Source organism: Rhodopila globiformis (assembly GCF_002937115.1).
GTDB classification, from domain to species: Bacteria; Pseudomonadota; Alphaproteobacteria; order Acetobacterales; family Acetobacteraceae; genus Rhodopila; species Rhodopila globiformis.
In genome coordinates, this window is the sequence record NZ_NHRY01000148.1 from 1 (window position 1) to 26,547 (window position 26,547).

Here is a 26,547-nt window from a genome sequence, read left to right on the forward strand (position 1 = left end):
GTCTGGCCTGCTGGACGAGGCCAAGTGCTATGAGCTTGTGCGTCAGCATCGTTGGCCGGATGGCGTGCGCTGCCCTGACTGCGACAGTGCCGTGGTCATCCGCAACGGCCATGATGAAGGACAGCGGCACCGACAGCGCTACCTGTGCAAGGCGTGCCATGACCGGTTCGACGATCTCACCGGCACCGTGCTGGCGGGACATCATCAGCCACTGCGCGTGTGGGTTCTGTGCCTCTACCTGATGGGGCTGAACCTCTCCAACCGGCAGATCGCTCAGGAATTGAGCCTGGATGCCTCGGATACGCAGGCGATGACCGAGCAGCTTCGGCAGGGTCTGGTCGCACGTGCTCCTGTCGTGAAGCTGGAAGGTACGGCTGAGATCGACGAGGTCTACATCGTGGCCGGGCATAAGGGCCAACCCGTTGAGGTCGAAAAAAGGGGCGTCCGGGACGGCGTCGCAGGCTTGCAGGCGCGCCGGGACGCGGCACGTTGGAAAAGGAGAAACCGCCAGTGCTCGGCCTGATCCAGCGCGGCGGGCAGGTGATCCTGCACATGCTGCCCAACGTGCGGCAAGCGACGATCAAGCCGATCATCACCCAGACGGTTGCGCCCGGCACGCTGATCAATACCGATGAATATGACATTTATGCCCGACTGCCGGCCTGGGGCTACGGCCACAAGACGGTCTGCCATGCGCACGGCGAGTATGCGCGTGACGAAGACGGCGATGGCTTTTGCGAAGTCCACGTCAACACAATCGAGGGCTTCTGGTCGCTGCTGCGCTCCTGGCTGCGCCCGCACCGCGGCATCTCGCAGGACAAACTGCCGCTGTATCTTGGTTTCTTCCAGTTCGTGCATAACGCACGCCGCCGCGGCAAAGCGCTGCTCGGCGCTCTCGTCGGAGGCTTGGTCGGGTGAGCCATCTCACCACCCTGGAACCCAATAAGAGCCTCGAGAGAATCAAAGAGTCATACCGGGGCATTGTCGGCGCGACTGACGGGCGTGAAGTGCTGGCGCGTGAACATGGGCGGGCTGGCTGGACTGGCTGAGCGGCATAGGCGCTAACTCACGCGGCCGGACGCGGCGCATCGGTCCGCCGTCATGGCGGCCATGATGACCCGCTGAACACCTCCTGAGTCGGCGTCTATAAGGCCGATTGCCCGGCTGGCGTGGCAGGACGGGCCAGATTGCGTTTCGGTGCTTGCGTCCGCCGGTGTTCCCGGCTAGGTGACGGCATCGACGCGCCACTTGCGGACGATTGCATGGAGAGGTGCCGGAGCGGTCGATCGGGGCGGTCTCGAAAACCGTTGTACCTTTATGGGTACCGAGGGTTCGAATCCCTCCCTCTCCGCCACTTCAGTCCCTGAGTGGGCACTGAATTTACGCCATTTTTTCCGGTCAGCACCTGTAGCAGCCGGGACTTCGATCCCATGATGCGGACCTCGCCGTCTGCGACCTCAACGCGCTGGGCGAGCGCGCGAAGATGGTCACGGCGATAGCCACCCCCTTCAAGGCGGATATGGCGCCGCGCGGTTTCGGCGAAGGTGCGCACCATCTGCGGGGTAATGGCCTTGCTGCCGGAGTTCTCAAGCATGGCCTGGGCGCGCTCGGCATCGGCCTTCGCCTGATCGCGGATGGCCTTGAGGCCGTCGATACGGTCCTTGAGCGCCGGGTCGTTCAAGTCGGCGACGCCTGCCTCGATGGCGTCGTAGAGGCGCTTGAGGCGCGCTTCTGACTCCGCCGCCCGCCTGTTCAGTTCGCCAATGTGCTCATGCTGGCGCTCGGATCGCTCCTGCCGCCGATCGAGCACGGTGGCGAGGATCGTTTCCAGCCGCTCGGGTTGAAGTAGGCGTTCCTCCAGATGGTTGGCGACCAGATCGTCCAACTTTTCCATCGGCACCGCCATACCTTCGCAGGCTGTCGGCCCCTGCCGGGCTTTCATCGAACAGGCGTAGTAACGATAGCGCCCGCCCTTCCCGGTGCGAATGGTCATGGCGCCGCCGCACTTGGCGCAGTGGATCAGGCCGGTGAGCATGGTCGGGCCGCTGATGACGGCGGATGGCGTCACCGTGGGATGGCGGGCCCTGAGTAGCGCCTGCACCGCGTCGAAGGTCTCGCGGTCGATAAGCGGCGGGACGGGCACGACCACGATTTCGCTGACGGGTTTCAGCTCTTTGGACTTGGCCCGCTTGTTGAACTCATGCTCGCCCATATAGGTGCGGCGGGTCAGGATGCGGTGGACTTGGCCGATGCCCCAACGGCCGCCGTCGCGCGTGAAGATGCGGTTGCGGTTCAGATGGCTGACGATGTTCTTGACGCCCATCTGGCCCTTGACGCCGTCGCCATGTAGCGCAAGCCGGTAGATCAGGCGCACCGTTTCGGCGTGGAGCGGGTCGATCTCCAGCTTCTTCTTGGTCTTGGCGCCGCGTTGCTCGGCCGCGACCACACGGTAGCCGATGGGCGGTAGCGAGCCGTTCCAGAAGCCCTGCCGGGCGTTCTCCTTCAAGGCGCGGATGACGTGCTTGGCGTTCTCCTTGGATTGATATTCGTCGAACAGCGCCATGATCTGACGCATCATGACGTGCATGGGATCATCGCCCATCTCCTGGGTAATGGAGACGAGCTTCACCCCATTCTTCGCGAGCTTCCGGACGTAGAACTCCAGCTCGAAGTGATCGCGGAAAAAGCGGCTGAACGAATGGACGATCACCACGTCGAACGGCGCGGGCTTCGACGTGCCCGCCTCGATCATCCGCTGGAACTCAGGGCGACGGTCATTGGTCGCAGACGCGCCGGGCTCCACGTACGTCTCGACGAGCTGGTAGCCGCGTGAAGCGCAATAGGCTTCACCCTGACGCTTCTGATCTGGGATCGACACATCATGCTCGGCCTGCCGCGCCGTTGAGACGCGCAAGTAAAGGGCGGCCCGTAGCGGCACGGTCATGTCGTATGTCTCCCTGTCACATCATCGGCACGACCCGAACAACTCATCGAAAAGATCGCCGAACCACGCCTCCAACACGTCCACCTCGGCTTCCGTGACCGGGATATGCTCGGGCCAGTCGTCGGTGACGGTCCAGGTCGAAAGGTCATGCTTCGGCGGCCGGCCCGGAAACGGCCAGGGTTGACCGAGCAACGCTTCAAGTTGCTCCGATGCGGTTGGGGTGCATTCCTTGCGAAGTCTGGCCATTGCGCCAGAATCGCCGAACCTGACACCTGAAAGAATAGCCTTTTCTTACGCTGGAAGCACCCGCGTACCTTGGCGCAAAAAGACTTGCGCGCGGCGGCGCGGGGCTGAAACAGCGTAGGGGGAAAAGCGGTCGTCATAGCGATATCAGGTTCAGCGCCGTCGCCACCGGCAGATAGAGGGTGCGTGGCTGCCGCACCAAGGGCGCGAAGCCGAAGGCCAAATAGAAGGCCGCTGCTTGGTCGTCGATCGCGTCGGCAAAGATGGCGTGGGCGCCGATCGGAGCTGTGGCGACGGTCTTGATGGCGTCAAACAGCAGGGCTTCGCCAAGCCCCTGTCCGGCAAAGTCGCTATGGCGGCCAAGCCAGCCGATCAGCACCGCCGGGACGGTCGGGTATCGCGGCAGTTTCTTCGCCAGTAGCTCAGGAACCTCGGTCAACGGTACGTTGCTGGATGAGAGCGTGTAGAAGCCCGCCACCCGGTCCGTCGCGATCTCCCTGGCAATGAAGCAGGTGGCGTATTTGCGCTTCACGTCCTGCGAGACGGTCTCACGGAAATAGATGTCGATCCGGTCGTTGCCGCAGGTAAAATCTGTCCGCTTGTGCGCCTTCGCCAGCGGTTCGATGGCGAAGCGGGCGCTCACCGGCGCTCGATCAGCTCAGCATGGCGCTTCGCCGCGCGAGCCAGCCGCACGTTCGGCTGGGGCGGATTTATCAGCGCTTCGGCGAAGCGGATTTGGTCCTCGCGCGCGAGGCGCATGATATCAGCGTCTTCGACGACGCGGCGCGCGTCCTCGCCGGCCGTGGAGATGAGATAACCGGTCAGGGTCATGCCGCGCAGGCGAGCGGCGCGCTGCATCTGGTCGTAGACCTGAACTGGGACGCGCGCTTCCAATCGGGCGGTCTCGGCTTCGATTTGGGGCTTGGGCATGGGGGCCTCCTTCCGCTCCATCATATACGGCATATTGCCGTATTGATCAAGGCGCTTTACAGCCCGAGTCCGATCTGCCGCTTGCGGGTAAAGCTCCACTCGATCCCGCCGTCGTCGCGACGGAAGCCGCTGATGTGCTGGTCGAGACGCTTTTCCAGAACGGGCTGCCAGGGCACGAGCTGGAAGCCGAGTCCGTCCTCAAGCATGGCGAAGCGCCCGCTGGCGAGATTGGCGACGCCCGCCAGCCGGCCGGAGACATATTCGCCGGGCCCAGACGGGCTGTAGGTCAGTCCACGCTCGGCGGCCATCTCTTTGCCGACTCGGTCGATCTCCTGGCGCTCCAGCGCGGTGACCGTGCGCCGGGGGATGGAAATGACCCCGTCCTTCACGCTGGCATGGCCCATTTCGACGAGCCGCGCGGCGCGCCGGTCGAGCGCGGCGTTGACCTCCTGGCCAAACCCGGTTCCGGCAAGGGGCAGATGGTCTTTCGCAACAAGCTCCCTGTCGAGCCAGGTCGCGCCGTCGCTGCCAACCTGCCTGTCGAGGTCGAGCGTGGACAATGTGCGGATGCCAAAATCCTTGGGCCGGCCGGGGGCGTCATAGGCCAAGCCCCGCTCGGCGATGTCGCCGGGGATTTTCCAATGGTCGGCGTCGATGCGCTCGACATGCCCGGCGCGGCGCAAGGCTTCCAGCCTGCGCACATGGGAGCGAATGAAGGCGTCCGGGTCGCCGTGGCGCTGCTCGATGATGTCCCGCGTCGCTTCCAGATGCAGGCTCGGCTGGTAGATGCCGCCATTGGCCTCCGCCATGATCTGGATGTTGACATCCGCCGGCCGGGGATCGGCCTTGGTCGGCGCCGGATCGAGCGCGACGATGTGGCCGCGCCTGACCTCGTCCAGGCGGGCAGCGTCCGCCATCTCGACATAGTGGGTGCGTCCGTCCACGCCATCGATGACGAGGTGCAGCCGGTCGCCCATCTCGTCGCCGGCCAAGCCCTTGGCGAGCACGCGGCCCACGATCGGTTCGGTGATCTGCTTGCCGTGGGTGGCATACTGCCCCGGGGCGCGTTCGTCGGCGAGGCCGTGGTCGGCCAATGCTCGGTGCATGGTCTTGATGATGTCGCCGCGCTCGCCCAGTTCGCGCAAGGTCGGCTCGGCCTGTGCTGAGATGGACCAACGGCCAACCTCCACCTCGGTCGCCAGCCCCATGCTCTCCAGCCTGCGGGCGCGGGCGATCAGCAGCGCCCGGTTCCGCCGCGCCGTCTCCAGCATGTCCTGGTCGGGGCGCAGATCGGCGAACGCGTGGCTCGCCTCCTGTTCGGCGATCAGTATGCGGTCCAGGCGGGTGAAGCGCTCGGCGTCCACCTCGCGCTCAAGCTGGCGGCTGACCTCCTGCTCGGTCTGCCGGCCCAGCTCCAGCGTGACGATCTCGCTCGCCCGTTCGCGGATGCCGTGGGCGATGTAGTCGCCGGCGATGTTGAGAATCTTCCCGTCGTCGGTAACGCCGCGCAGCAGGATGTGGGTGTGCGGGTGACCGGTGTTGTGGTGATCGACCGCGATCCAGTCGAGCCTGGTTCCGAGATCGGCCTCCATCGTCTTCATCAGGTCGCGGGTGGTCTCCCGCAAGTCGGCCAGCTCCACGCCTTCCTCGGCGGAGACGATGAAGCGAAACTGGTGGCGGTCGTCTCGGCCCCGGTCGAGGAAGGTGCTGCCGTCCTCGACGTCGCGCTCGGCCGAATAGACCTGTCCCTTCTCGCCGTCGCGGTTGACGCCATCGCGCTCCAAGTAGCGCAGGTGGGCGTCCACCGCCTTTGCACTGACGAACGACCGTCCGCGCGCCGCGCCGCGCTGCGGGTTGAGCTTCACGATCCGCACTTTCACCGTCACGCGCCGTGCGCGGGTCCGCACGCCGCTGGCGTCCCGGCTCCAGGCGCTCCGGCCCTTCAGCCCGGCGGCGGCCGTAGCGCCCCGGCCTCGCGCATTGAACCGGCCGCTTCCCTTCCCGGCCGAGCTCAGCCGATTGGGGTCGCCGCCGGCGCGCCTGATGGCCTGATGCACCTCGGCCAGGAAGGTCTTCGGGCGCTGCCGGACGGCACGCGTGGTGCGTCCGTCAGCCCGGTCGCGGACCCGGCCGGGACGGACACGGAAATGCTCTTCGTCGTTCGCCATGATGCGACGAGTGGAAGATCAAACGGCCGACACAAGGTCGAAAATGACGGCGTAGGGCTGTGGCGTAGAAATACTTGCTGTAGAGTAGACACGGCGGAACCGCGGACGCCGCACGTTGCGGGCGCCATCCAAAATGCCATTGAAAACGTTATGGAAATCGACTTCGCCGACGTCAGCGCACCTTGCGCCGTCTGCGGAAGGTCGCCAAAAAACAATGTGCAGACAAACACTTAGGAACGAAGGTCCGATAGCGAGGAATCTCGCTTTATCTTGCCCTCCTAATTCGCCCTCTTCTTCGGGGCTCATATCAAACTCAAAATGCACCCACGCCCCCCGAATCAAAACCGCAAATGCGCCGTTGCCAAAAGGAGCTATTCTGCCCTAAATGGCTGCATGGATCGCCACAGGATTCGGCCATGAAAACCATGTCGGCGCGCGAGGCGAAGAACGCTTTCGGGCTGATGATCGACACCGCGCGTGCAGGCCCTGTGCTGATCGAAAAGCATGGGCGCGGCGTGGTGGTGGTGGTCGCAGTGGAAGAATATGAGCGACTTTCCGTGCAATCCGGACGCACGGAAAAGGGGGAAACGGGGACCACGCAGGCGTCGAAAAGCGGCCGATGAAGCGATAACCCACGTCAAGATAGATTGGGTTCTGAACGGTCGTCGCCACTGGTATCAGGCGACATTGAATGAGGAGTGGGCGTGAGAACGGGACGATCGGGCATCAAGGATAATCGTAGCAGGGGAGCGGTCCACGAGTTCATCACTGAGCGCGCGGTTCCCGACAGCCGGCTGTCCGTTGTCTCGGCCTATTTCACGACCTTCGCTTACGATGGTCTCCGCAAGACATTGGACGGCGTCGCCCACATGCGCTTCCTCTTCGGCGAGCCGCGGTTCCTGAAGGATACGGACAACGCTGGCCTCGTGCCGCCAGCCTTCTCGTTCGATGAGTCTGGACTGCGCCTCACCGAGCAAATACGGCAGCGCTCTGCCGCGTGGCGCTGCGCCCAATGGATCAAGGATCGCGTCGAAATACGGTCGGTCAAGCGCTCCGGCCTGTTGCACGGAAAGCTGATCCATATCGACGACGGACGCCGCCCACACGCCGTGCTCGGCAGTTCGAACTTCACGATCAACGGGCTCGGACTGGGTGATTCGCCGAACATCGAACTCAATCTGATTGTCGATAGTGATCGCGACCGGGAGGACCTTCTGGCCTGGTTCGACGAGCTATGGAGCGACACCAGCCTGACCGAAGACGTGCGCGACGAAGTGCTGCGCGCGCTCCAAGCTAGCTATGCCCACGCCGCTCCCGAGTTCGTCTATTTCAAGACGCTGCTTCACCTGTTCGGCGACTTCCTGACCGACCAGGCGGCGGAGGATGCGCTGATCCAACAGACCGCGTTCGAGCAGACTGCGATCTGGCGCGCTTTGTTCGATTTCCAGCGTGACGGCCTCCGCGCTGTGCTTGGCAAGATCGGAAAACATGGCGGCTGCATCCTCGCTGACAGCGTCGGTTTGGGCAAAACCTTCACCGCTCTGGCGGTCATCAAGTGGTTCGAGAAGCGCAACAAGAACGTGCTCGTGCTGTGTCCAAAGAAGCTGCGCGAGAACTGGACCGACTACCTCGCCACCAACAACAGCGAGATGAACCCGCTGCGCGAAGACAGGTTCGGCTATACCGTCCTGTCTCATACCGATCTTTCGCGTGAGAAGGGCAAGGTCGGCGACATTGACCTCGCGCGGATAGAATGGGGCAACTACGATCTCGTCGTTATCGACGAGTCCCATAATTTCCGAAGCGCATCGCGCAACAAGACCGCTGGCGGGCGCCGCAGCCGCTACGAGCGGCTAATGGACGAGGTCATCAAGGCCGGCCTGCCGACCAAGGTTCTGCTGCTCTCGGCTACGCCGGTGAACAACGATCTAAGCGACCTCAAAGCGCAACTCGACCTGATTTCTGCCGACAGGGGAGATGGATTCATCGACCTGGGCGTGCCCAACCTGGGCACACTGATCGGCGGGGCACGACGACGCTTTGCCGACTGGGCGAAAAGCGGCAGCCGTGATGCCGGCGAGCTGCTGAACAAGTTGCCGCCTGCGCTGTTCGGTCTGCTCGACGGCGTCACCATCGCGCGTTCGCGCAAACACGTCGAACGCCATTACGCCGCTTCGATGGAAAAGGTCGGCGGGTTTCCGAAACGGGCCGCACCCGAATCCATATTCGCCAACATCGACAGCCAGGGCGGCTTTCCGGCTTTCGAGGACGTAGATGCCGCAATCGGCAAGCTAGAGCTGGCACTCTACGGCCCGTTGACCTTCGTGCTTCCCGAGTATCGCGCCCACTATGATAAGGGTGGGAATTTCGACCAGGCCAATCGCGAAAAATACCTCATCGCGATGATGAAGATCGGCTTCCTCAAGCGCCTGGAAAGCTCGGTCAGCTCTTTCCGCCTGACGATGGATCGTATGATCGCTCGCATCGACCAGCGGCTTGGCGATCTTGACAGCTTCGACGCGACGGCGGCCATCGACACGCCGCCGCCAGATGAGATCGAGTTGGATGACGAATTGGAAGAAGCCTTCGAGGTCGGCGGCGCGCTGAAATATAATCTCGCCCACATCGATCGGGCGGCGTGGAAGGCGGCGTTGACGCGCGATCGCGACCGGATCGCCGCGCTGGCCTCCGAAGCGCGCAATGTTACGCCCGATCGGGACGCCAAGCTGGCGCGGCTTAAGGAGATCATCCGCGCCAAGGCGGATAAGCCCACGACCAACCGAGATGGCGAGGCCAACCGCAAGATCATCCTGTTCACAGCCTTCACCGACACGGCCCGCTATCTCTACGAAGAGTTGCGTCCCCTTGCGCGCGAATGCGGGCTGCAAGCGGCACTGGTGACGGGCGACGGCTGCAAGGCGACTTTTGGCCCGGCGCGCTTTCAGGACGTGCTGGTCAATTTCGCGCCGCGCGCCAAACGCCGTGCCTTGATGCGCGGTGCCGAGACCGGCGGCGAAATCGACCTGCTGATCGCCACCGACTGCATCTCGGAAGGCCAGAATCTCCAGGACGCCGACTTGTTAGTGAATGTCGACATTCACTGGAACCCCGTGCGCCTTATCCAGCGCTTCGGGCGGATCGACCGGATCGGCAGCCGCAACGCCACAATCCGTATGGTCAATTTCTGGCCGACCGAAGACCTGAATAGATATTTGCGCCTCAAGGATCGAGTGGAGGCCCGCATGGCGCTGGTCGATCTCTCGGCCACGGGCGACGACGATCTACTCAATGCGCGGGCCGAGGCCGATGGTGACGCGCGCTGGCGCGACGAGCAACTGCTCCGTCTGAAGGACGAACTGTTCGACCTAGAAGATGCGGGGGGAGGTGTGACGCTCGCCGATTTCGCGCTCGACGATTTCCGAGCGGACCTGCTCGGCTTTGCGCGCACGAACGAGCAGGCGTTGCGCGACGCGCCGCTGGGGCTGCACGCGATTGTCCCAAATGATGTCGACGGCGCCCTCCTCGATCCCGGCGTGATTTTCTGTCTGAGGCGCCGCCCGCCCGAGCCGAGCACGGAGCAGGCAAAGATCAACCCGCTAGACCCCCACTATCTCGTCTATGTGAAGGATGACGGCCCGGTGCGCCTCGGCTTCGGTCAACCCAAGCCGATCCTGGACGCCTATCGCGCGCTTTGCCTGGGGCATGATGAGCCCTTCGAGGTGCTCTGCAATGCATTTGACGACGAGACGGACCACGGCGAGAAGATGGAGCGGTATGACGGGCTGATCCGCGCCGCAGTGGCCTCCATCGGCGAAACCTCCGCGACTCGGACATTGGCGGCGCTCACCAGCTCGCGCGGCGCACGGGTGCCCGACGGGAAAGCACAGGCGCGCGCCAGCCTGGACTATGACCTCATTACCTGGCTCATCGTTCGGCCGACTGCGGGGGCGGCATGAGCCACGCCACAGAACGTCTCGCTGCGATCCGCGACGCGGTTTCGGGGCTTGCCGGCGCGGACCTCGCGGGCGCGGGTCGGAGGCTGCTCGATGTCATGGGCTATCGTAGCCCGAAGACACTGGACACTCCCGCTGCGCCCGCCCAGTTTCTTGCTGCACTGGGCATGGATGCGGCGCGTTTCGAGACGAGCCGCTGGCGCGCGGTACATTTCCTTTTCCAGCTCACCGGCGACGAACTGCCCGCCCTGTCGCGCGGCGGCGATCCGGCGACCGGCGAGGCTTTTCAGCGGGGCGCGATCGATTCCTTCGTCTTCCTCGCCATCGACCTAGACGACGGCGGTTGGTCGCGCCGCCAGCTCGTGGCGATCGTGCGCGCCCTCAATCGCGGGTTCGCCATGCCCGTGATCGTATTGTTCCGCCATGGCGGACAAGCGACGCTGACAGTGATCGACCGCCGCGCCAACCGGCGCGACGCCGCGCGCGACGTGGTCGGCGGGCGGATCAGCCTGATCAAGGACATCAACCTTGCCAGGCCCCACCGCGCCCATGTGGAAATCCTGGCAGACCTGTCTCTCGCCGCACTCGCCGGGCGCAAGGCTCCATCGGATTTCCGCGCGCTCTATGATCTTTGGCTGGAGACGCTGTCGGCTGCCGAACTCAACAAGCGCTTCTATGAGGAACTGGCCGACTGGTTCGCCTGGGCCAGCACCAGCGCGCCGCTCGCCTTCTCCAAGGGGCAAGGCAATGGCGCGGGCGCGAAGGAAATCGCACTGATCCGCCTGCTCACTCGGCTGATGTTCGTCTGGTTCATCAAGGAAAAGGGACTCGTCCCTGAGGCGCTGTTTGATGGACCCTCGCTGGCGAAGCTGCTGAAGGAGCCGCCCGCAGCGACGCCCAGCGGTCACGGCTATTATCTTTCCATTCTACAGAACCTGTTCTTTGCCACCCTCAACACCGAAATGCCCGAACGGCGCTGGCGGCAGGACGATGCTGGACAATCAAGGGATTACCTCGGCCACCACGTCTATCGCCATGCCACCTTGTTCGCAGAGCCGGAGAAGGCGTTGGAAGCCTTTGCCAGCGTGCCATTTCTCAACGGTGGCCTGTTCGAATGCCTGGATACCGAGGTCGCCAGCGACGATCCGCGCGCGGGCGATGCCGAGCGGGAGCGCCAGCGGCTGATCCTGCGCATCGACGGCTTTTCCGATCAGCCGGACAAGCAGCCGCGTTTGCCCAACGCCTTATTTTTCGGCGGTGCGAAGGGCGTCGATCTGTCCGGCTGGTTCGAAAAGGCCAAAGCGCCGCGCGACGTGCCCGGCCTGATCGACCTGTTCGAACGCTACAAATTCACCGTCGAGGAAAACACGCCTCTCGAAGAAGAGGCCGCGCTCGATCCCGAACTGCTGGGCAAAGTGTTCGAGAACCTGCTCGCCTCCTACAACGAGGACACCAAAACCACCGCCCGCAACAAGTCAGGCAGCTTTTACACGCCGCGCGAGGTGGTCGATTTCATGGTCGATGAGGCGCTGGTCGCCTGGCTGCTGCCGAAACTGCCGAGCGAATTGGGATTGGAGTCCGATGGCGGAGACGAAACCCGCCTCCGTGCCCTGCTCAGCTTCGCCAGCCGTTCGCACGATTTCAGCCCTGCCCAGGTGGATGCGCTGATCGCCGCCATCGAGAGCTGCAAAGCGATTGACCCCGCCGTAGGGTCAGGCGCCTTCCCGCTCGGCCTGTTGCAGAAACTGGTTCACATGCTCGACGTGCTGGATCCCGGCGGGGAAAAGTGGAAGGCGCGCAACCGCCTCTATTACGAACGCCGGCTCGCTGAGGCCGAGGCCATTCCGGCCGCCAGTGAGCGCGCCGCTGAGATCGAGAAGGCCCAGGAAGCGCTCGGTGAATTCGACGCCAAGTTCGAAAGCGGCCACTATCCCGACTATACCCGTAAGCTGTTCCTGATCGACCGTTGCCTGCACGGCGTGGATATTCAACCGATCGCTGTACAAATCGCCAAGCTACGCTGCTTCATCAGCCTGGCGGTCGAGCAGAAGGAAAATCCGGGCCGTCCCAATCGCGGAATCACACCATTGCCGAACCTCGAAGCAAAATTTGTCGCCGCCAATACGCTGACGCCGCTGCACCGTCGTGGCCAGGCGGGGCTGGTCAGCCAGGACTTGCTCAGGAAGCAGCGGGCGCTGCGCGAAGCAAATCGCGCCTTCTTTGCCGCCGCGAATAGCGCCGCAAAACGGCGGGAGCAGCGCAGGATCAAGCTGCTGCGCGCGGAAATCGCCGACGAGGTTATGCGCGACCACGCCTTCGCCGGCGACGACGCCAGGAAGCTCGCAGCCTGGGGCCCGTTCGATCCCAATGCGTTCGCACCTTTCTTCGATGCGGAATGGATGTTCGGCTTTGATCCCTCCGCTACCAGCGGTTGGTTTGACATCGCGCTGGCGAACCCGCCTTACATACGTTCTGGCAAGATCGATCCCGTCTTCAAGGTCGCGCTCAAGCGCGACTATCCGGGATTCTTCGCTGGCTCTTCGGACATCCTGACCTATTTCTTCAAGATCACCGAGAGCCTGCTCGTCAAAGGCGGCGTTCTCTCCTTTATAACCTCGAACAACTATATGCGCGCGGGCTATGGTGCGGCCACGCGGGAGTTGCTGAGTAAGCAATTCCAGCCGCTAGTGATCGTCGATTTCGGCGAACTGCCCGTCTTCAAAGCCGCCGTGGACAGCACGGTCTATATTGGTATCGACGGTGCGGGCGCCGACAAGCCCTTTCGTGCGCTCACGATCAAGACTATCGATGATATTTCCCGGCTGGGCGAAATCGTTCGCGAGAGCCCGCCTTCGATCAGGCCGAGCGAACTCGACCCTTCGGGCTGGAGCTTCGCTCCGCCGGAACTTCGAGCGCTTGCGGATCGCATGGACCGCGTTCCGACCAAGGTCAGCAATATCGTCGCCGACCGATTCTACTACGGCATCAAAACGGGCTTTAACGCCGCGTTCCTTATCGATGATGCGTTCCGGCAAAGGCTGCGGGCGGATGGCGCCGACCAAGCGCTCATCCGCCCGTGGATAGACGGTGGCGAGATCGGCCGCTGGGAACACGGCTATTCGGACCAATATCTTATTGCCATAGCGTCGGGCTCCAACATTAAAGGTGGCTGGCCGTGGTCGCGGCGCGGGGAATCGGACGCCGAACGCGTCTTTGCGCGCGAGCACCCAGCATTGTTCCGGCATCTTTCCCAGTGGCGCACGGAGCTAAAGAAGCGTTCCGATAAGGGAGAGTATTGGTGGGAGCTTCGTGCCTGTGCCTATTGGGACGCATTCAAGCAGACCAAGATCGCCTACAATGAAACCTCGGCAGAGTTGCACGCCTTCGTCGATGAAGATGGCTTCTGCTTCAACAAGACCGCCTTCATTCTCCTGCCGGAAGACCCGTGGTCGCTGCTCGCGATTCTGCTCTCCAAGCCGCTCGACTTTTACTACCGGATGCGCTTCCCCAGCCACGGTGATCCATTCAACGGCGGGCGCCCGCAATTCCGTAAAGACCGGATGTTGACTGTGCCAGTGCCAGTGACGACGGCTCAGCAGAGGTCCGGGCTGGCGCTACTGGCGCAGGCGGTAACACGTTGCCACGAGGCGGAGCTTCTCGCAGTTGCGGCGCGGCTTGAAGCCCTGATCAACGCCCTCGTCTACGAGTTGTTTTTCGCCGACGAGTTGCACGCGCGCAATCTGCTCCCCTTCGTCGCCGCGCGCGATGCGGGGCTGATGAACCTCGTGGCCCTTGAAGGCCCTGCGCTCGCCCGCGCCGCCGAAGACTGGTCCCGCTGCCTCGCCGACCCCGCCCACCCCCTCTACGCCACCCTCTTCGACCTGCAATCCATCGACGCGGTCAGGATTATCGAGGGGCGGGCGTGACCGATCCGCTCTGTCAGTTTTCTCGTAGCTTCCCCGATCTGGCCGCGAGCATTCTTCACCGCGACCGCCACAAGCGCCGCAACTTCCGCGAGGAGACGATCACAGACATTTTGATCGCGGGTCTGACGGCGTTCGAGCCCTTCGGCGTGCGGGTCGATTTCCCGGCGGATGAATCGAAGACCGGCGACGACATGGACTGGGAGTTCGTCGCTCCCCGCGCCACTAATGGCCGACGCTATCTTCGCCTACACATCCAGGCCAAACGCGCCATCTTCAAACAACGGACGAGAAAACCATCCTATTGGCTCTATGAACAACTCGATCATGAAGCGCAGCTGCACGCGGGGTACGGTAGCCAGGCGGAGCGGCTGATCAACAGCGCGAGGGCGCAGCCCTGCTGCGTGCCGCTTTACATGTTTTATCATACGCTGGGCGGGCTTCAGCCTTCGGGCAGCGGGCTGCCGGCGATCGAGGGAGTGAACGCGATCTTTGCGGATTTGCTCCGACCGTTGCTTACCGCCAATCCGCCTGCCAGAGGCAACAGTGGCTGGTCAGTAGACGACAAAAAGGTCGAGAAATGGCGCCCCCATTTCATGCCGCTGTCAGATTTGCTCTGTTTTGGCGGCATTGCCGCCCTTCCAGTCTCTTCCAATGACGGGCGTGTGGCCTTTCTCGTGCGATGGATGAATGGGCTCATCTCGCCCGGCATGTTAGCGGACCGGCTGAATGCCCGTAAGCGACGTAGTATTGCTGAAACTGAGCTGGTTGACACCGCCTCCATAGAGGCAGTCGAACAGATTCCACAAGCCACGCTGCGCGCCATCGAAACGCCCGGCGCCGGCCGTGGAGGGGCGGAGATTGAGCGCCCGCGAGCGATCTTCCTTAGCGGCGATGGTGGCTGATCGTGGAGGACGGCGGGAAGTCCGCATCGCAGCCACTCAGGATCGAAAGTCTGTCGCTTCGCGCCTATCGGGCGTTCAGCGCCGAGTTGGAAATCCCGGTGCATGGCCGCAACCTGATCGTCTATGGCGAGAACGGCGCGGGCAAGTCATCGATATACAAAGCGCTTCGCGACCTGTTTGCCCGGCGTCCGCGTCGGGACGCTTTGAAGAGCAATGCCCATGTCCACGCGCTCGACCCGCTCTTGACCCCGCGCGTTAACGTCACCTTCAATGATGGCAGGCCGTCGCTCGAATGGACGGAGACGCGGCATCCCGGCCTGCCGACAGCGGACCCGCGCGTCGCGCTGGCGGCGTTGCGCAGTTCCTTCCTCGACTATCACGCGCTCCTGGAAACCAACGCCTTCCATGGTCAGCACCGTCCGAACCTGTTCGACCTCGCCATCGAAACCCTGCTCGCCGATTTCGCCGACGCTACATCCGGCAAGACCCTCGCCGAACGCTGGACGGAGACCGAACGCGCCAGGCCGCACGTCCATCGCTCGAATACCAATTATCTGACCCACGTCGAGGCGGCCTGCGCGGCCTTCAACGCCGGCCTAGAAGAAGCGCTCGACGCCATGCTGCCGATCATCAACACCCTACTTGCCGATCTCGGCCGTCACGAAATGAGGATCGAGGCCTTCGAGCGCGGAACCGTACGCTACAATAATTCGCGGCTGAAAAAGGATCGCGGTTTCGCGGCGAAGGAACTCTACGCAAAGCTGGAGTTTCGAGGATATTACCCGCAACAGCCGCAGCATTTCCTGAACGAAGCCCGGCTTTCAGCCTTGGCGCTGGCCTTCTATCTCGCCGGCCGTCTTGCCTGCGTTCCCTCGGCGCCCTCGCAGGCGCTCAAGCTGTTGGTGCTGGACGATGTGCTGGTTGGCCTCGACTACGCGAATCGCCGGCCGCTCCTGGCCGTATTGGATAAGCATTTCGCCGATTGGCAGATCGTGTTGCTCACCCACGACCGCCATTGGTTCGAAGTGATCCGAGCCGCCATCCCAACCGATCGCTGGACCTGCCATGAGATGTACGAGATGGTCGCGGTGACGGGCGAGGCCACGCCCTATCTGCGTCCCGTTCCGTCTGACATCGTTAAAGCCACGCTCAAGCAGGCCCGCGATTTCATCGCTCAGAAGCATCTGCCCGCCGCCGCCAATTACGCGCGCTCCGCCTGCGAGTTGTTGCTCCGCAAGCAGTGCGAGGACAAGAAGGTTGCGTTTCCTTACAAGCCTGATCCGAAGAAAATCACGTTCGAACAACTCAAGACCGGCCTTGAGAATAAGTTCGCCGGAGATCAACCGAAACTCGACGCTCTGGCGGCGATCACCCCGCACCAGGCCCGCATACTCAACCCGCTGTCGCACGACCCCACGACCTCGCTCAATGAGGCCGAGGTAGTTGCGGCCATAGACGCGGTCGAAACCCTCACGACGGCGCTGCGAACCCCGTGATCGACTTGGCGCGGAGCGTCATAGGGCTATGGCGTAAACGTAGTGATCATCGCTATCGCTCGCGGCCCGCCAGCGCATTGACCATCATCCCAAACGTCCCACAAGGATAAACCGGTCAAGTCGGCTCAGGCTCTGAGTGGTTGCCGCCCGCGATCGGATCGTCGCAAACCACCCTACCCCGATCTTCAAACCGGCCCGCCGCCAAACCGACGTCCTCCTTGCGCCGCACGAAAAACCGGCGCAAAGAGATTCCCGTTTCGGGGACTGAACACGATGAACGTACAGGCCAGGCCGAAGGCGGCCGATGACCTCCTTCCGCTGATGGGCAACGAGGCCATCGCGCGCGGCGCGTGGGAAGCGGGCGTCAAGGTCGCCGCCGCCTATCCCGGTACCCCCTCGACCGAGATCCTCGAATCCCTCGCCCAGTACCCGGCCTCCGACCTCTACGCCGAATGGTCCACCAACGAAAAGGTCGCGCTCGACGTCGCCATCGGTGCCGCGCTGTCCGGCGTGCGGGCGATCTGCTGCATGAAACATGTCGGACTCAACGTCGCGGCTGACTCCCTGATGTCGCAGTCCTACATCGGCGCGCACGCCGGCCTCGTGCTGGTCGTCTGCGACGATCCCGGCATCCATTCCTCGCAGAACGAGCAGGACACCCGCCTGTTCGCGCGCTTCGCCGGCGTGCCGGTGCTGGAGCCGTCCGACGCGCAGGAAGCCTACGACTTCACGTTCCTCGCCTTCGATCTGTCGGAGCAGTTTGACACGCCGGTGATCGTGCGCTCGACCACCCGCCTGTCGCACACCCGCTCGGTCGTGCGCGTCGGCAACCGGGCCGCGCCGCCGGCCAAAGGCTTCGTCGACGCGCCGGGCAAGACCGTCACCATTCCCGCCAACGCGCGCCGGCTGCACCCGAAAGTCATCGAGCGTGAGGCGAAGCTCGCCGCCTGGCTCGAAACCGCGCCGCTCACCCGTTGGGAAAAGGGCGACACGACCTTCGCCATCGTCACCGGCTCGACGTCGTATCTGTATGTGAAAGAGGTCGCGCCGCGCGCCTCGATCCTGAAGCTCGGCGCGGCCTACCCCCTGCCTGAGGCGACGCTGCGCGCCTTCGCCGCCTCAGCCGATCGGCTGCTCGTCGTCGAGGAGCTTGAACCGGCGCTGGAAACGCAGATCCGCGCGCTCGGCCTGCCCGCCGAGGGCAAAGCGTTCTTCCCGCGCTCCGGCGAACTGTCGCCGGAACTGGTGCGCGCGGGCCTCGCCGCCGCGGGCCTGGCCGAGGCGCCGCCCGAACCCGTCCCGCTCGACATCCAGCCGATGGCGCGCCCGCCGGTGCTGTGCGCCGGCTGCCCGCACACCGGCGCCTTCTTTGCGCTGCGCGGGATCGACGCGCGGGTCGCCGGCGACATCGGCTGCTACACGCTGGCCGCGGTCGAGCCGCTGCGCTCGATCGATACCACCATCTGCATGGGCGCGAGCATCGGCAACGCCGTCGGCATGGCGGCGGCCGGGGAGAAAAAGCCGATCGTCGCCACCATAGGCGATTCGACATTCCTGCACTCCGGCATCCCACCGCTGATCGACGCGGTCTACAACAAGGCGAACATCACCGTCGTCATCCTCGACAACGCCATCACCGCGATGACCGGCGGGCAGGACCATCCGGGCACCGGGCAAAGCCTGCGCGGCGAGCCCGCGCCAAAGGCCGACTACGAGGCGATCTGCCGCGCCGTCGGGGTAACCTGGATCCGCCGCGTCGATCCGTACGACGTCGGCCACATGTACCAGACCCTGCGCGAGGCGATCGTCCACAAGGGCGTCTCGGTCGTCATTTCCGAGCGTCCGTGCGTGCTCGATCCGGTCCGGATCAAGGGCACGCCGCTCGCGGTGAGGCAGGACGGCTGCGTCGCCTGCCAGTCGTGCATGAACCTCGGCTGCCCGGCGCTGCTCTGGTCGGACGAACTCTATGAGGGCCGGCACAAGGTGCGGATCGACGCCGCCGCCTGCATCGGCTGCACGCTGTGCGCCCAGGTCTGCACGTCCGACTGCATCCAGCCGGTGGCCGCCGCATGAGCGCCGCGTCGCACACCGAGACAGCCCCGGCCGCGCTGGACACGACGCGTGGGCTGAACGTGATGGTCGTCGGCGTCGGCGGCCAGGGCGTGCTGATGATCTCGAAGGCGCTGGCGCTGATTGGCCAGAGGCAGGGCCTGCAAGTCAAGCAGAGCGAAGTACACGGCATGGCCAAGCGCGGCGGCGTGGTGTTCAGCCATGTGCGCTTCGGCGCGGAAGTCTGGTCGCCCACCATCGCCAGGGGCGAGGCCGACGTGCTGATCGCGCTGGAATGGGCCGAGGGCCTGCGCTGGCTGGAATTCCTCCGCCCGCAGACCGGCGTGTTCATTGCCGACACCCGCCGCATCGTGCCGCCGTTCGCCTGCCGCTCGCGCCGCCACGGCGCCCCCATGGCCTATGCGCGCGAGACGCCGGCCGAGGTGCTCGACAAGGTTGGCGAAGGCTACGCGCTCGACGCGACCGCGATCGCCCGGGGACTGGGCGAATCCCGGGCGGCCAACACCGTGCTGCTCGGCGTGCTGTCGGCCTCGATGGACGTGTCCGCCGCCGACTGGCTCGCGGTGCTGGAGACGCTGGCGCCGCCGAAGTCGCGGGCGATCAACCTGAAGGCGTTCGAAGCCGGCCGCGCCTGGGCGGACGCGGCGCGCGGCGACCCGTCGCTGAGCTTCGACGCCGGCTTCGACACGCATGTCACACAGGCGGACCTGCCGGACGTGTCGGTCCGGCACACCATCAACGCCGCGTGGTGCAAGGGCTGCGACATCTGCGTGAAGCTCTGCCCGGAACGTTGCCTTGCGCTGAATGAGCATCAGGTCGCGTATCTCAAGGCACCGCAGGCCTGCACCGGCTGCCATGTCTGCGAATGGCTCTGCCCCGACTTCGCGATCGACGTGCAGACGACCCTCGGGACCTGATGCAGAATAGTCGTTCCAATTGCCGCCCGGACGTTTCAACCGTCACGGCGGCCGTTCTCTCATCGTCATGGCCGGGCGTGTCCCGGCCATCCACCCCCTTCCGTCGAAGCGCGGATGGCCGGGACACGCCCGGCCATGACGATGGGGAGACGACCTTGCTCCGTCAGTTCCCCTATCTTGATACGGAAGGGCCTGTGCCCACCATGACGCGGAACGGCCGGTGCCCGCCTCCGGCGAACCGGTTGTTTCTCCCGCAATCCTTGATGTCCCCATGATGGCCTCCCAATGACGACACCCTCGCTCGCCTCGCTGCACGGCAACCGCGCGTGCGCGCTCGGCGCCATCGCCGCCGGCTGCCGGTTCTTCGCCGGCTATCCGATCACGCCTTCCTCTGAAATCGCCGAGCAGATGTCGCGCGAGATGCCGCGCGCCAACGGCGTCTTCGTGCAGATGGAGGACGAGATCAGCTCGCTGGCCGCGGTCATCGGCGCGTCCCTCGGCGGCGCCAAGGCGATGACCGCCACCAGCGGCCCCGGCTTCTCGCTGATGCAGGAGAATCTCGGATATGCCGCGATGACCGAAACCCCCTGCGTCATCGTCAACGTGATGCGCGGCGGACCCTCGACCGGCATGCCGACGCGGCCGTCGCAGGCGGACATCATGCAGGCGCGCTGGGGCACGCACGGCGATCATCCGGTCATCGTCGTCGCGCCCGCCTCGGTGCAGGAGATCTATGACGAGACCATCCGCGCCTTCAACCTGGCGGAGGAGTTCCGCACGCCGGTCATCCTGCTGTACGACGAGGTGATCGCGCACCTGCTGGAGTCCGTCGTGCTGCCGCAGCGTCATACGGTGGCGACGATCACGCGCAAATGGGCGACGGGGGACGAAACGGCGTTCCTGCCCTATGCCGAGACGGAAGATGGCGTGCCGGTCATGGCGCGGCCGGGCGGTGGGCATCGCATCCACGTCACCGGCCTGACGCACACGCAGGATGGCTTCCCGACCCAGAAGCCGGACCTCGCCGCCAGGGCGACGCAGCGCCTGCTCGACAAGATCGAGTTCAACCGCGACCGCATCGAACGGGTTGAAACCTTCGACACCGAGGACGCCGAAATCGTCATCGTCGCCATCGGCATCGTCGCGCGGGCCGCCCGCCGCGCCGCCCAGGACCTGCGTGCCGCCGGGATCCGGGCCGGCCTGTTCCGGCCGATCACGCTGTGGCCGTTCCCCGAGGCGGCGCTGCGCGAGGCCACGGCGAAGGCGCGGCGCGTGCTGGTTCCCGAGATGAACGCCGGCCAGCTTGCGCTGGAAGTCGAGCGGATTCTCGAGCCGGACAAGGTCGCGCGCCTCAACCGTATCGACGGCGAGCCGATCGGCCCGGGCGACATCGTCCGCAGAATTCGGGAGACCGCGGCATGAACGACCTCATGCAACCGTCGTTCGACGTGAAGGACTACCTGCGGCTGCAGATGATGCCGCATTTCATGTGCCCGGGCTGCGGCCACGGCATTGCGCTGCGCAGCCTGCTGTGGGCGGTGCACGAACTCGGCATCGACAAGAACCGGCTCGCGGTCGTGTGCGGCATCGGCTGCTCGGGGCGCGTCGGCGCCTATGTCGACGCCAACACGTTCCACACCACGCACGGCCGCCCGCTGGCCTTCGCGACCGGGTTGAAGCTGGCCCGGCCCGACCTGACGGTGGTGGTTATCACCGGCGACGGCGATTGCCTCGCGATTGGCGGCAACCACCTGATCCATGCCTGCCGCCGCAATCTCGACCTGACGTGCCTGATGCTCAACAACGAGGTCTATGGCATGACCGGCGGCCAGGTGTCGCCGACGACGGCGGTTGACCGCCTGACCACCACCACGCCGCACGGCAACGCCGAGCCAACGTTCGATGCCTGCCGCCTGGCCGACGCCGCCGGGGCGAGCTTCGTCGGACGGGAGGTGACGCGCCAGGCGCCGGCACTGAAGAACGTCATCAAGGCGGGCCTCGCGCATGAGGGCTTCTCGTTCATCGAGGTGATGTCCGACTGCACCGAGATCTACGGCCGCAAGAACGACCTGGGCGAGTCGCCCGAGATGATCCTGTCGCAGAAGAGCGACATGCGCCCCGAGGCGTTTGGCAACGTCGCCGACGAACCGTTCCGCCCCAACCGCCTGCGCGCCGGCGTTCTCGTGCAGCGTGACCGCCCCGAATACGGCCGCATCTACCGCCAGCGTGCGGCGGCCGAGCAGGCGAAAGCGAAGGCAAAGCCATGACTGTCCACGCCCATCGTGCCGAAATACGCCTCGCCGGCAGCGGCGGACAGGGGCTGATCACCGGCATGCATATCCTGTTCCGCGCCCTGGCGATCGAGGGCCGGCGCGCGGCGCAGTCGCAGAGCTACGAGCCGACCTCGCGCGGTGGATTCTGCTATTCGGACCTGGTGGTGTCGGATGAGTCCGGTGATTATCCGCTGGCGACCGGTCTCGACATGGTTGCCGCGCTGTCGCAGGTCGGCCTCGAGCGGTCGCTGCCGCTGATCAGGCCAGGGGCGTTGCTGATCGTCGATGAGCGGCTGGTGCCGGAGCCGCCGGCATCCGGTTTCGACCTGCATGTCCTGCCGATTGCCGCCCGGGCGGTTGAGGTCGGCAGCCCTCGCATCGCCAATGTCGTGGCGCTTGGGGCGCTGGCGCATCTTGGCCGGCTGGTGAGCGAGGAAATGCTGGAAGAGGCGGTGCGGCTGGAGACGCCGCCGAAATTCGCGGACCTCAATCTCGCGGCGGTTCGGCAGGGGTGGGGGTTGGTCGGCGCGCGGGTTGGGGTTCGATGTTTGTCCGCATCGTGTCCGCCTATGTGTATCGGATAGGGCTGATTATACACATGTCGTGCGGCGCGTGGCAACGTCAGCCGTGACAAGCGAGGGGCACCGCGGCGGTTGGACTTCGCAACTGACAATTGCCTGAATGGGCGGGCGTAGCGGTAATGGGGACAGACTTGTAGGTGCGCTCTGCGCCCATGTTGGGCATTCAGGCGGTGGTGGCGGCACCGCCGAAGCGGACTCTGCCCAGCAGCCGTCGGATGGTGGGAGTGGGTAGAGAACTCAGGCATCCCCTCATTTTGGCCATAGCGTGACATTGACATACAAGAATTGGCAGCGCGGTCGGGGATTCTGAAAAGAATCGCAGTCCCAGCGCTGACGCAAGGATCTTGCGTCTTGAGCCGCCCCACTTTCCGGCGCGGCGATCTGGCCGAATCTGCTCTGCAACCATCAACACGGTCCTGCGGAGCGCGCGTCATGACCCTCACCCACCACGTCTCGTTCGACGAGGTTCGCCAGGTTCTTGGCGGCGTGCTTGGCCCGGATCTGCACGCCAAGCGCATCGACAGCCTGTGCGACGCCGCCCTCGGCGTGCTGCGCAGCGGCTCGCTCGCAGTTGCCGCCATCGGCCACGGACTGGCCGCCGCTCGTGGCGCACTGACCAAGCATGCCATCAAACAGGTTGACCGCCTGTTATCCAACCCCGGCATCAAGATCGACGACATCCAGGTCCTGTGGGTGCCCTATGTCGTCGGCGCCCGCACCGCGATCGCGGTCGCCATGGACTGGACCGACCCTGAGACCGGCAATCGACCTGCCCAACGACCCCGGCAGATCCTATGCCAGGACGCCATTGCCGAAGCCGCCGAATTTCCCGGCTCCTGCGTCGCTGGACTACGATCCTTCGAAGCCTGTCGCGACGCGCGAGGCCTACGGATTTGCCCTCAAGCGACTGGGCGCGGTGAATCCGCACATCGTGGCTGTTTCGGGCGACGTGAAGAACTCGACTTTCTCGGAAATATTCGGCGACGCCTTCCCGGATCATTTCTATCAGGGCTACATCGCCGAACAGAATCTCGTCAGCGCGGGTGTGGGACTCGCCGCGCGCGGCAAGGTGCCTTTCCTTGATACCTTTGCGTGCTTTCTGGCTCGCGCCTATGACCAGGTGCGCATGGCAGCCATCAGCCGGAGCAACATCAACCTGTGCGGATCGCATTGCGGCGTTTCCATCGGTGAGGACAGCCGGTCTCATATGGCGCTGGAGGATATTGCGATGTTCCGCGCCGTTCATTCCTCGACGGTTCTTTACCCGGGCGATGCCATCTCCACGGAGAGGCTGGTGGAAACCATGGCGGGGGCGTGCAGGCATCAACTACCTGCGGACGTCCCGGCCGAAATTTCCGATTCTCTGTTCGCAGGACGAGAGGTTCCCGATCCCCGGATTCAAGGTGCTCCGACGATTCTCATCTTGATTGTCGCGCTACACAAAGCACCGATAACGCATCCACCTCGCCCGATCCATCAGCTCGCGCAGGATCAGGCCAACCTCGATTGTCTTGCCGATGTCGGCATCATCTGCGATGAGCAACCGTGGCACTGGCAAGCGAAGGGCCATCAGCAAAGGTACGAGCTGGTAGGCCCGAGGTTCGAATGCAAGTTACGCGGCCGATCTGAAGGGATCTGCGCCGCGACGCAGCGTCGGATGCAATGCATCCGCGAGCAGTGCGGCCTTCGCCTGAACTGCTGTGGAGGCGTCGGCAGGCAGATCAAATCGGGCAGGCTCAACCGGAATGATTTCAAGCTCTGGGAAGGATAACCGTGTCGTTCTCCCCGCCTGAGAGAGGGCGGAGAGCCAGAATGCCGTCTTGCCAGGATGGCAGCGCGACCCACTTGCGCCCACGGGCGCGGACCAGATCTCCGGGGGCAAAGTTCATCGTCACCGGGTCATTCCCTCAAACATCGAGACCATCGCTTCAGGAACGCCCGCAGCAACTGCTTCTGGGAGCCCGAACAGAGACCAGCCTTTGGTTTCCGCCGCCATTCGCGTCGCGTCGCTCAGAGGAGCGACGCAGGCGGCGACAAAATGACTACGCCAGCAAAGGTCATCTCCTGGCCAGAGAAGCTGACGGTAGAGGCATCGGGGGATCAGCTTTCCTCAGCCCATGAAATGGTCCTATGATGTCTTCTGCATTCATCGAAGGCGCTTCAAGGATCCACCCTTAAACAGCAACCGGGAACAGAGATGCCGCTATCTCCGACTGTGACTCCAATAATAAGTGGCGCAGGATTGGGGGCCCGTGGCGTTACGGGATTCCCAACTGGCACCCGCATGGAAAGCTGGACTACCAGCCCCGCCCCCTGGCTGAGTTCCATTCAAACAGCCGCCGCCGTGGCATTGCCCACCGCAAGTGCAGCAACCTCGGCGCTGGGGCCATGGGGGATCGTGGCGGGTACCGGGCTCGGCATGGTTTGCGGCACCATCATGGATGGCGTCGATGCTTACGATACGCAGAACACCGTTGCGCAACTCAAAGAATATCGGAATCTTGTGATCAACTCGCGTCATCTGAACCTGACCGATGACCAACGGACGAGCCTTTTGACGGTGATCAACTTCGCGCTGACGAAAAAGCAGCGCCATTTCAACATCGCCGTCGGCCAGGCCGCAACCCTGCAAGTTGGAAGGATCGGGACAGCCGCCTATCGTGCTGGGCGGGCGGTATACAAGTCCGCCAAAGGTATAAAGGGGGCGGCCCGCGATGACGCAGCGGACATACTCCTTAATCTTGCTCAGCAGCAAGGCGGTGCCGGGACAGTGGCAAGAGCAATAATTCGGGTCATTGCAAAGAGGAATTTCGAGGATATTCTGAAGCACTCCATCAAGGAGTCGCTGAGAAGCTGAACCCTCCTTACTCTCGAACACGACTATTCGCGGCCCTGTAGCCGCGCAGGCGAATTCCTGAAGCGGGCGACACGCCAGGGCAGTAGGCCGGTTTCGGTACTGAAGATCGGCATCATGAACCGCCAGATCGCCACCATCTGGCAGGATGACATGGTCGCCGCCCTTGCCAGGCTGATGCTCGACCGCGGTGTCCCCGCGCCGCCATTCTTTGACGAAGGCGGAACGCTGCTTGGTACGGTCAGCAATATCGACAGACGGCGCATGCTGATCCGTTTTGAATGCGGCAAGGAATGGCGTTCCCGCCTGAAGAGGCGAAGCGGAGCGCATGAACCGCCACGACAAAAAAAACGACCGCAGCTGCCGGGGATGCCGGTCCCTCAGCGGACGGTGCGCGCCGCATTGCCGGCTGCGGCGCTTGCTCCATCCGCGCATGAACAGGATGACACTGCAACCCGACCGGCAGTTGCGCGGCTGCGCCAGTGCCCGACCCAAGATCTCCGCCGAACAGGACGGCCGGCGGCCTGGAGCCTGTGCCCGGGCTTGTCCTGGGTAGCCGCCATGACGAGGGGGGCAGACCGCCGCGCCCCAAGCGCCGTCTCGATCCCTGTGCGGTTCGCTGTCGCACGCGCCGGGGCATCGGCTTGACCGTCTTCTTGATATGACGCGCTGTTGTATCCGGGCTTCACCTTCCGGAAACGAGTTGTCTTCTCGGCTCAACCGAAGGTGCCAACCGGATTTCACGAAGTCGATGAAGCGCTCAGGCAGATCAAGGCAATCATCGCACCGGGGCCACCAGTGCCTATAAACAGATTGTTATCCAACGACCTCCAGCGCAGCCAAGAGCCACCTGTGTCGAAAGCAACCACTTGCAATTACGCATATTTTTGACGCCTTCCCGCCTGCGAACGCCGGTGCGGATTTCGGCTTCATCCCGCCACCGCATTGCTAAAATGGAACGCACGAGGTTTTCTGCGTATGTAACACGTTGATCCGAACGTGACCGGGTTCGGGAGCGGGACGCCCAGTGAACGCCATGAATGCTCGATTGCCGCAACAGGACGCCGAACTCGTCGATGTGGCCCGGCTCGGCGCCGCGATGGCTCCATCATGGACCGTTCGGCTGCGGCGGCTCCGGTGATGAGCCGCATGGTAAACCGATGGCGCAACGGCCCAGCATGATCACAGGCTACGTCGTTCGAACATGCCCGGTCACGATGCTGTCCCGTAACGGAAACGCGGCGCTCGTGCATCGACGACCGGCCCTGAAAAGACAGCGGGCCTGATCAT

The 26,547-nt window shown here is 64.0% G+C and carries 21 protein-coding genes and 1 tRNA gene; 16 read left to right on the forward strand and 6 right to left on the reverse strand.

Annotated elements, in window-relative coordinates:
* The 3 genes from CCS01_RS34680 to CCS01_RS14670 all read left to right on the forward strand — a co-directional run.
* Positions 1–523 (forward strand): transposase (locus tag CCS01_RS34680; protein WP_204848285.1); only part of this gene is annotated, 523 nt, incomplete at its 5' end.
* Positions 490–918, forward strand: coding sequence for an IS1595 family transposase (locus CCS01_RS14665; protein ID WP_239992165.1), 429 nt, complete (start codon positions 490–492; stop codon positions 916–918). The genes CCS01_RS34680 and CCS01_RS14665, both read left to right, overlap by 34 nt.
* A gap of 346 nt (positions 919–1,264) precedes the next feature.
* Positions 1,265–1,354: transfer RNA gene (locus CCS01_RS14670), tRNA-Ser, on the forward strand.
* On the opposite strand, the gene CCS01_RS14675 is transcribed toward CCS01_RS14670, so the two are convergent.
* The 5 genes from CCS01_RS14675 to CCS01_RS14695 form a co-directional block, all read right to left on the reverse strand.
* Positions 1,316–2,944: a recombinase family protein gene (locus CCS01_RS14675; RefSeq protein WP_104519551.1), complete on the reverse strand. Its 1,629-nt coding sequence runs from the start codon at positions 2,942–2,944 to the stop codon at positions 1,316–1,318. The genes CCS01_RS14670 and CCS01_RS14675 overlap by 39 nt on opposite strands.
* Positions 2,945–2,965: 21 nt before the next feature.
* Positions 2,966–3,190: a hypothetical protein gene (locus tag CCS01_RS14680; RefSeq protein WP_104519552.1), complete on the reverse strand. Its 225-nt coding sequence runs from the start codon at positions 3,188–3,190 to the stop codon at positions 2,966–2,968.
* Positions 3,191–3,323: 133 nt separating this feature from the next.
* Positions 3,324–3,830: a GNAT family N-acetyltransferase gene (locus CCS01_RS14685; protein ID WP_104519553.1), complete on the reverse strand. Its 507-nt coding sequence runs from the start codon at positions 3,828–3,830 to the stop codon at positions 3,324–3,326.
* A complete protein-coding gene (locus tag CCS01_RS14690; protein ID WP_104519586.1) occupies positions 3,827–4,117 on the reverse strand; it encodes a type II toxin-antitoxin system TacA family antitoxin in 291 nt (96 codons plus the stop codon). Before CCS01_RS14690 ends, CCS01_RS14685 begins: the two co-directional genes overlap by 4 nt.
* 56 nt (positions 4,118–4,173) lie before the next feature.
* The gene (locus CCS01_RS14695) at positions 4,174–5,922 is read right to left on the reverse strand and encodes a DUF3363 domain-containing protein (protein ID WP_204848286.1); all 1,749 of its coding nucleotides are present in this window, start codon (positions 5,920–5,922) and stop codon (positions 4,174–4,176) included.
* Between the two features lie 779 nt (positions 5,923–6,701).
* Between CCS01_RS14695 and CCS01_RS14700 the strand changes: the two genes are divergently transcribed.
* From CCS01_RS14700 to CCS01_RS14745, 10 genes are all read left to right on the forward strand, one after another.
* Positions 6,702–6,908 (forward strand): type II toxin-antitoxin system prevent-host-death family antitoxin, encoded by a 207-nt coding sequence (locus CCS01_RS14700; RefSeq protein WP_035229069.1) that lies wholly within the window; start codon positions 6,702–6,704, stop codon positions 6,906–6,908.
* An 81-nt stretch (positions 6,909–6,989) separates the two neighbouring features.
* Positions 6,990–10,241 (forward strand): helicase-related protein, encoded by a 3,252-nt coding sequence (locus CCS01_RS14705; RefSeq protein WP_204848287.1) that lies wholly within the window; start codon positions 6,990–6,992, stop codon positions 10,239–10,241.
* Positions 10,238–14,164: an Eco57I restriction-modification methylase domain-containing protein gene (locus CCS01_RS14710; protein WP_104519555.1), complete on the forward strand. Its 3,927-nt coding sequence runs from the start codon at positions 10,238–10,240 to the stop codon at positions 14,162–14,164. Before CCS01_RS14705 ends, CCS01_RS14710 begins: the two co-directional genes overlap by 4 nt.
* Positions 14,161–15,066: a DUF6615 family protein gene (locus CCS01_RS14715; RefSeq protein WP_104519556.1), complete on the forward strand. Its 906-nt coding sequence runs from the start codon at positions 14,161–14,163 to the stop codon at positions 15,064–15,066. Before CCS01_RS14710 ends, CCS01_RS14715 begins: the two co-directional genes overlap by 4 nt.
* Before the next feature lie 2 nt (positions 15,067–15,068).
* A complete protein-coding gene (locus tag CCS01_RS14720) occupies positions 15,069–16,562 on the forward strand; it encodes an AAA family ATPase (RefSeq protein ID WP_104519557.1) in 1,494 nt (497 codons plus the stop codon).
* Positions 16,563–16,835: 273 nt separating this feature from the next.
* Positions 16,836–18,635: an indolepyruvate ferredoxin oxidoreductase subunit alpha gene (iorA, locus tag CCS01_RS14725; RefSeq protein ID WP_104519558.1), complete on the forward strand. Its 1,800-nt coding sequence runs from the start codon at positions 16,836–16,838 to the stop codon at positions 18,633–18,635.
* The gene (locus CCS01_RS14730) at positions 18,632–19,549 is read left to right on the forward strand and encodes a 2-oxoacid:acceptor oxidoreductase family protein (RefSeq protein WP_104519559.1); all 918 of its coding nucleotides are present in this window, start codon (positions 18,632–18,634) and stop codon (positions 19,547–19,549) included. The genes iorA and CCS01_RS14730 overlap by 4 nt, the downstream gene beginning before the upstream one ends.
* 285 nt (positions 19,550–19,834) lie before the next feature.
* Positions 19,835–20,971, forward strand: a complete 1,137-nt coding sequence (locus tag CCS01_RS14735) for a 2-oxoacid:acceptor oxidoreductase subunit alpha (RefSeq protein ID WP_104519560.1) — start codon at positions 19,835–19,837, stop codon at positions 20,969–20,971.
* Positions 20,968–21,816 carry a 2-oxoacid:ferredoxin oxidoreductase subunit beta gene (locus CCS01_RS14740; protein WP_204848288.1) on the forward strand — a complete coding sequence of 283 codons (849 nt, stop codon included), beginning with the start codon at positions 20,968–20,970 and terminating at the stop codon, positions 21,814–21,816. The genes CCS01_RS14735 and CCS01_RS14740 overlap by 4 nt, the downstream gene beginning before the upstream one ends.
* The gene (locus CCS01_RS14745; RefSeq protein ID WP_104519561.1) at positions 21,813–22,406 is read left to right on the forward strand and encodes a 2-oxoacid:acceptor oxidoreductase family protein; all 594 of its coding nucleotides are present in this window, start codon (positions 21,813–21,815) and stop codon (positions 22,404–22,406) included. Before CCS01_RS14740 ends, CCS01_RS14745 begins: the two co-directional genes overlap by 4 nt.
* A 402-nt stretch (positions 22,407–22,808) precedes the next feature.
* Here the strand turns inward: CCS01_RS14745 and CCS01_RS14750 are convergent, their stop codons facing one another.
* Positions 22,809–22,991, reverse strand: a complete 183-nt coding sequence (locus CCS01_RS14750) for a hypothetical protein (RefSeq protein ID WP_146101772.1) — start codon at positions 22,989–22,991, stop codon at positions 22,809–22,811.
* Positions 22,992–23,103: 112 nt separating this feature from the next.
* On the opposite strand from CCS01_RS14750, the gene CCS01_RS34685 reads away from it, so the two are divergent.
* From CCS01_RS34685 to CCS01_RS32860, 3 genes are all read left to right on the forward strand, one after another.
* Positions 23,104–24,174 (forward strand): hypothetical protein, encoded by a 1,071-nt coding sequence (locus tag CCS01_RS34685; protein ID WP_239992166.1) that lies wholly within the window; start codon positions 23,104–23,106, stop codon positions 24,172–24,174.
* Between the two features lie 513 nt (positions 24,175–24,687).
* On the forward strand, positions 24,688–25,260 hold the full coding sequence (locus tag CCS01_RS14765; protein ID WP_104519563.1) for a hypothetical protein: 573 nt from the start codon (positions 24,688–24,690) through the stop codon (positions 25,258–25,260).
* A gap of 114 nt (positions 25,261–25,374) precedes the next feature.
* Positions 25,375–25,905, forward strand: a complete 531-nt coding sequence (locus CCS01_RS32860) for a CBS domain-containing protein (RefSeq protein WP_146101773.1) — start codon at positions 25,375–25,377, stop codon at positions 25,903–25,905.
* Positions 25,906–26,547 lie beyond the last annotated feature (642 nt).

Bases quoted from the DNA above. Each gene is read 5' to 3' on its own strand.
- CCS01_RS14675 (WP_104519551.1), bottom strand. From the start codon at position 2,944: ATGACCGTGCCGCTACGGGCCGCCCTTTACTTGCGCGTCTCAACGGCG.
- CCS01_RS14680 (WP_104519552.1), bottom strand. From the start codon at position 3,190: ATGGCCAGACTTCGCAAGGAATGCACCCCAACCGCATCGGAGCAACTT.
- CCS01_RS14690 (WP_104519586.1), bottom strand. From the start codon at position 4,117: ATGCCCAAGCCCCAAATCGAAGCCGAGACCGCCCGATTGGAAGCGCGC.
- CCS01_RS14700 (WP_035229069.1), top strand. From the start codon at position 6,702: ATGAAAACCATGTCGGCGCGCGAGGCGAAGAACGCTTTCGGGCTGATG.
- CCS01_RS14710 (WP_104519555.1), top strand. From the start codon at position 10,238: ATGAGCCACGCCACAGAACGTCTCGCTGCGATCCGCGACGCGGTTTCG.
- iorA (WP_104519558.1), top strand. From the start codon at position 16,836: ATGAACGTACAGGCCAGGCCGAAGGCGGCCGATGACCTCCTTCCGCTG.
- CCS01_RS14730 (WP_104519559.1), top strand. From the start codon at position 18,632: ATGAGCGCCGCGTCGCACACCGAGACAGCCCCGGCCGCGCTGGACACG.
- CCS01_RS14735 (WP_104519560.1), top strand. From the start codon at position 19,835: ATGACGACACCCTCGCTCGCCTCGCTGCACGGCAACCGCGCGTGCGCG.
- CCS01_RS14740 (WP_204848288.1), top strand. From the start codon at position 20,968: ATGAACGACCTCATGCAACCGTCGTTCGACGTGAAGGACTACCTGCGG.
- CCS01_RS14745 (WP_104519561.1), top strand. From the start codon at position 21,813: ATGACTGTCCACGCCCATCGTGCCGAAATACGCCTCGCCGGCAGCGGC.
- CCS01_RS34685 (WP_239992166.1), top strand. From the start codon at position 23,104: ATGTCGTCGGCGCCCGCACCGCGATCGCGGTCGCCATGGACTGGACCG.
- CCS01_RS14765 (WP_104519563.1), top strand. From the start codon at position 24,688: ATGGAAAGCTGGACTACCAGCCCCGCCCCCTGGCTGAGTTCCATTCAA.
- CCS01_RS32860 (WP_146101773.1), top strand. From the start codon at position 25,375: ATGAACCGCCAGATCGCCACCATCTGGCAGGATGACATGGTCGCCGCC.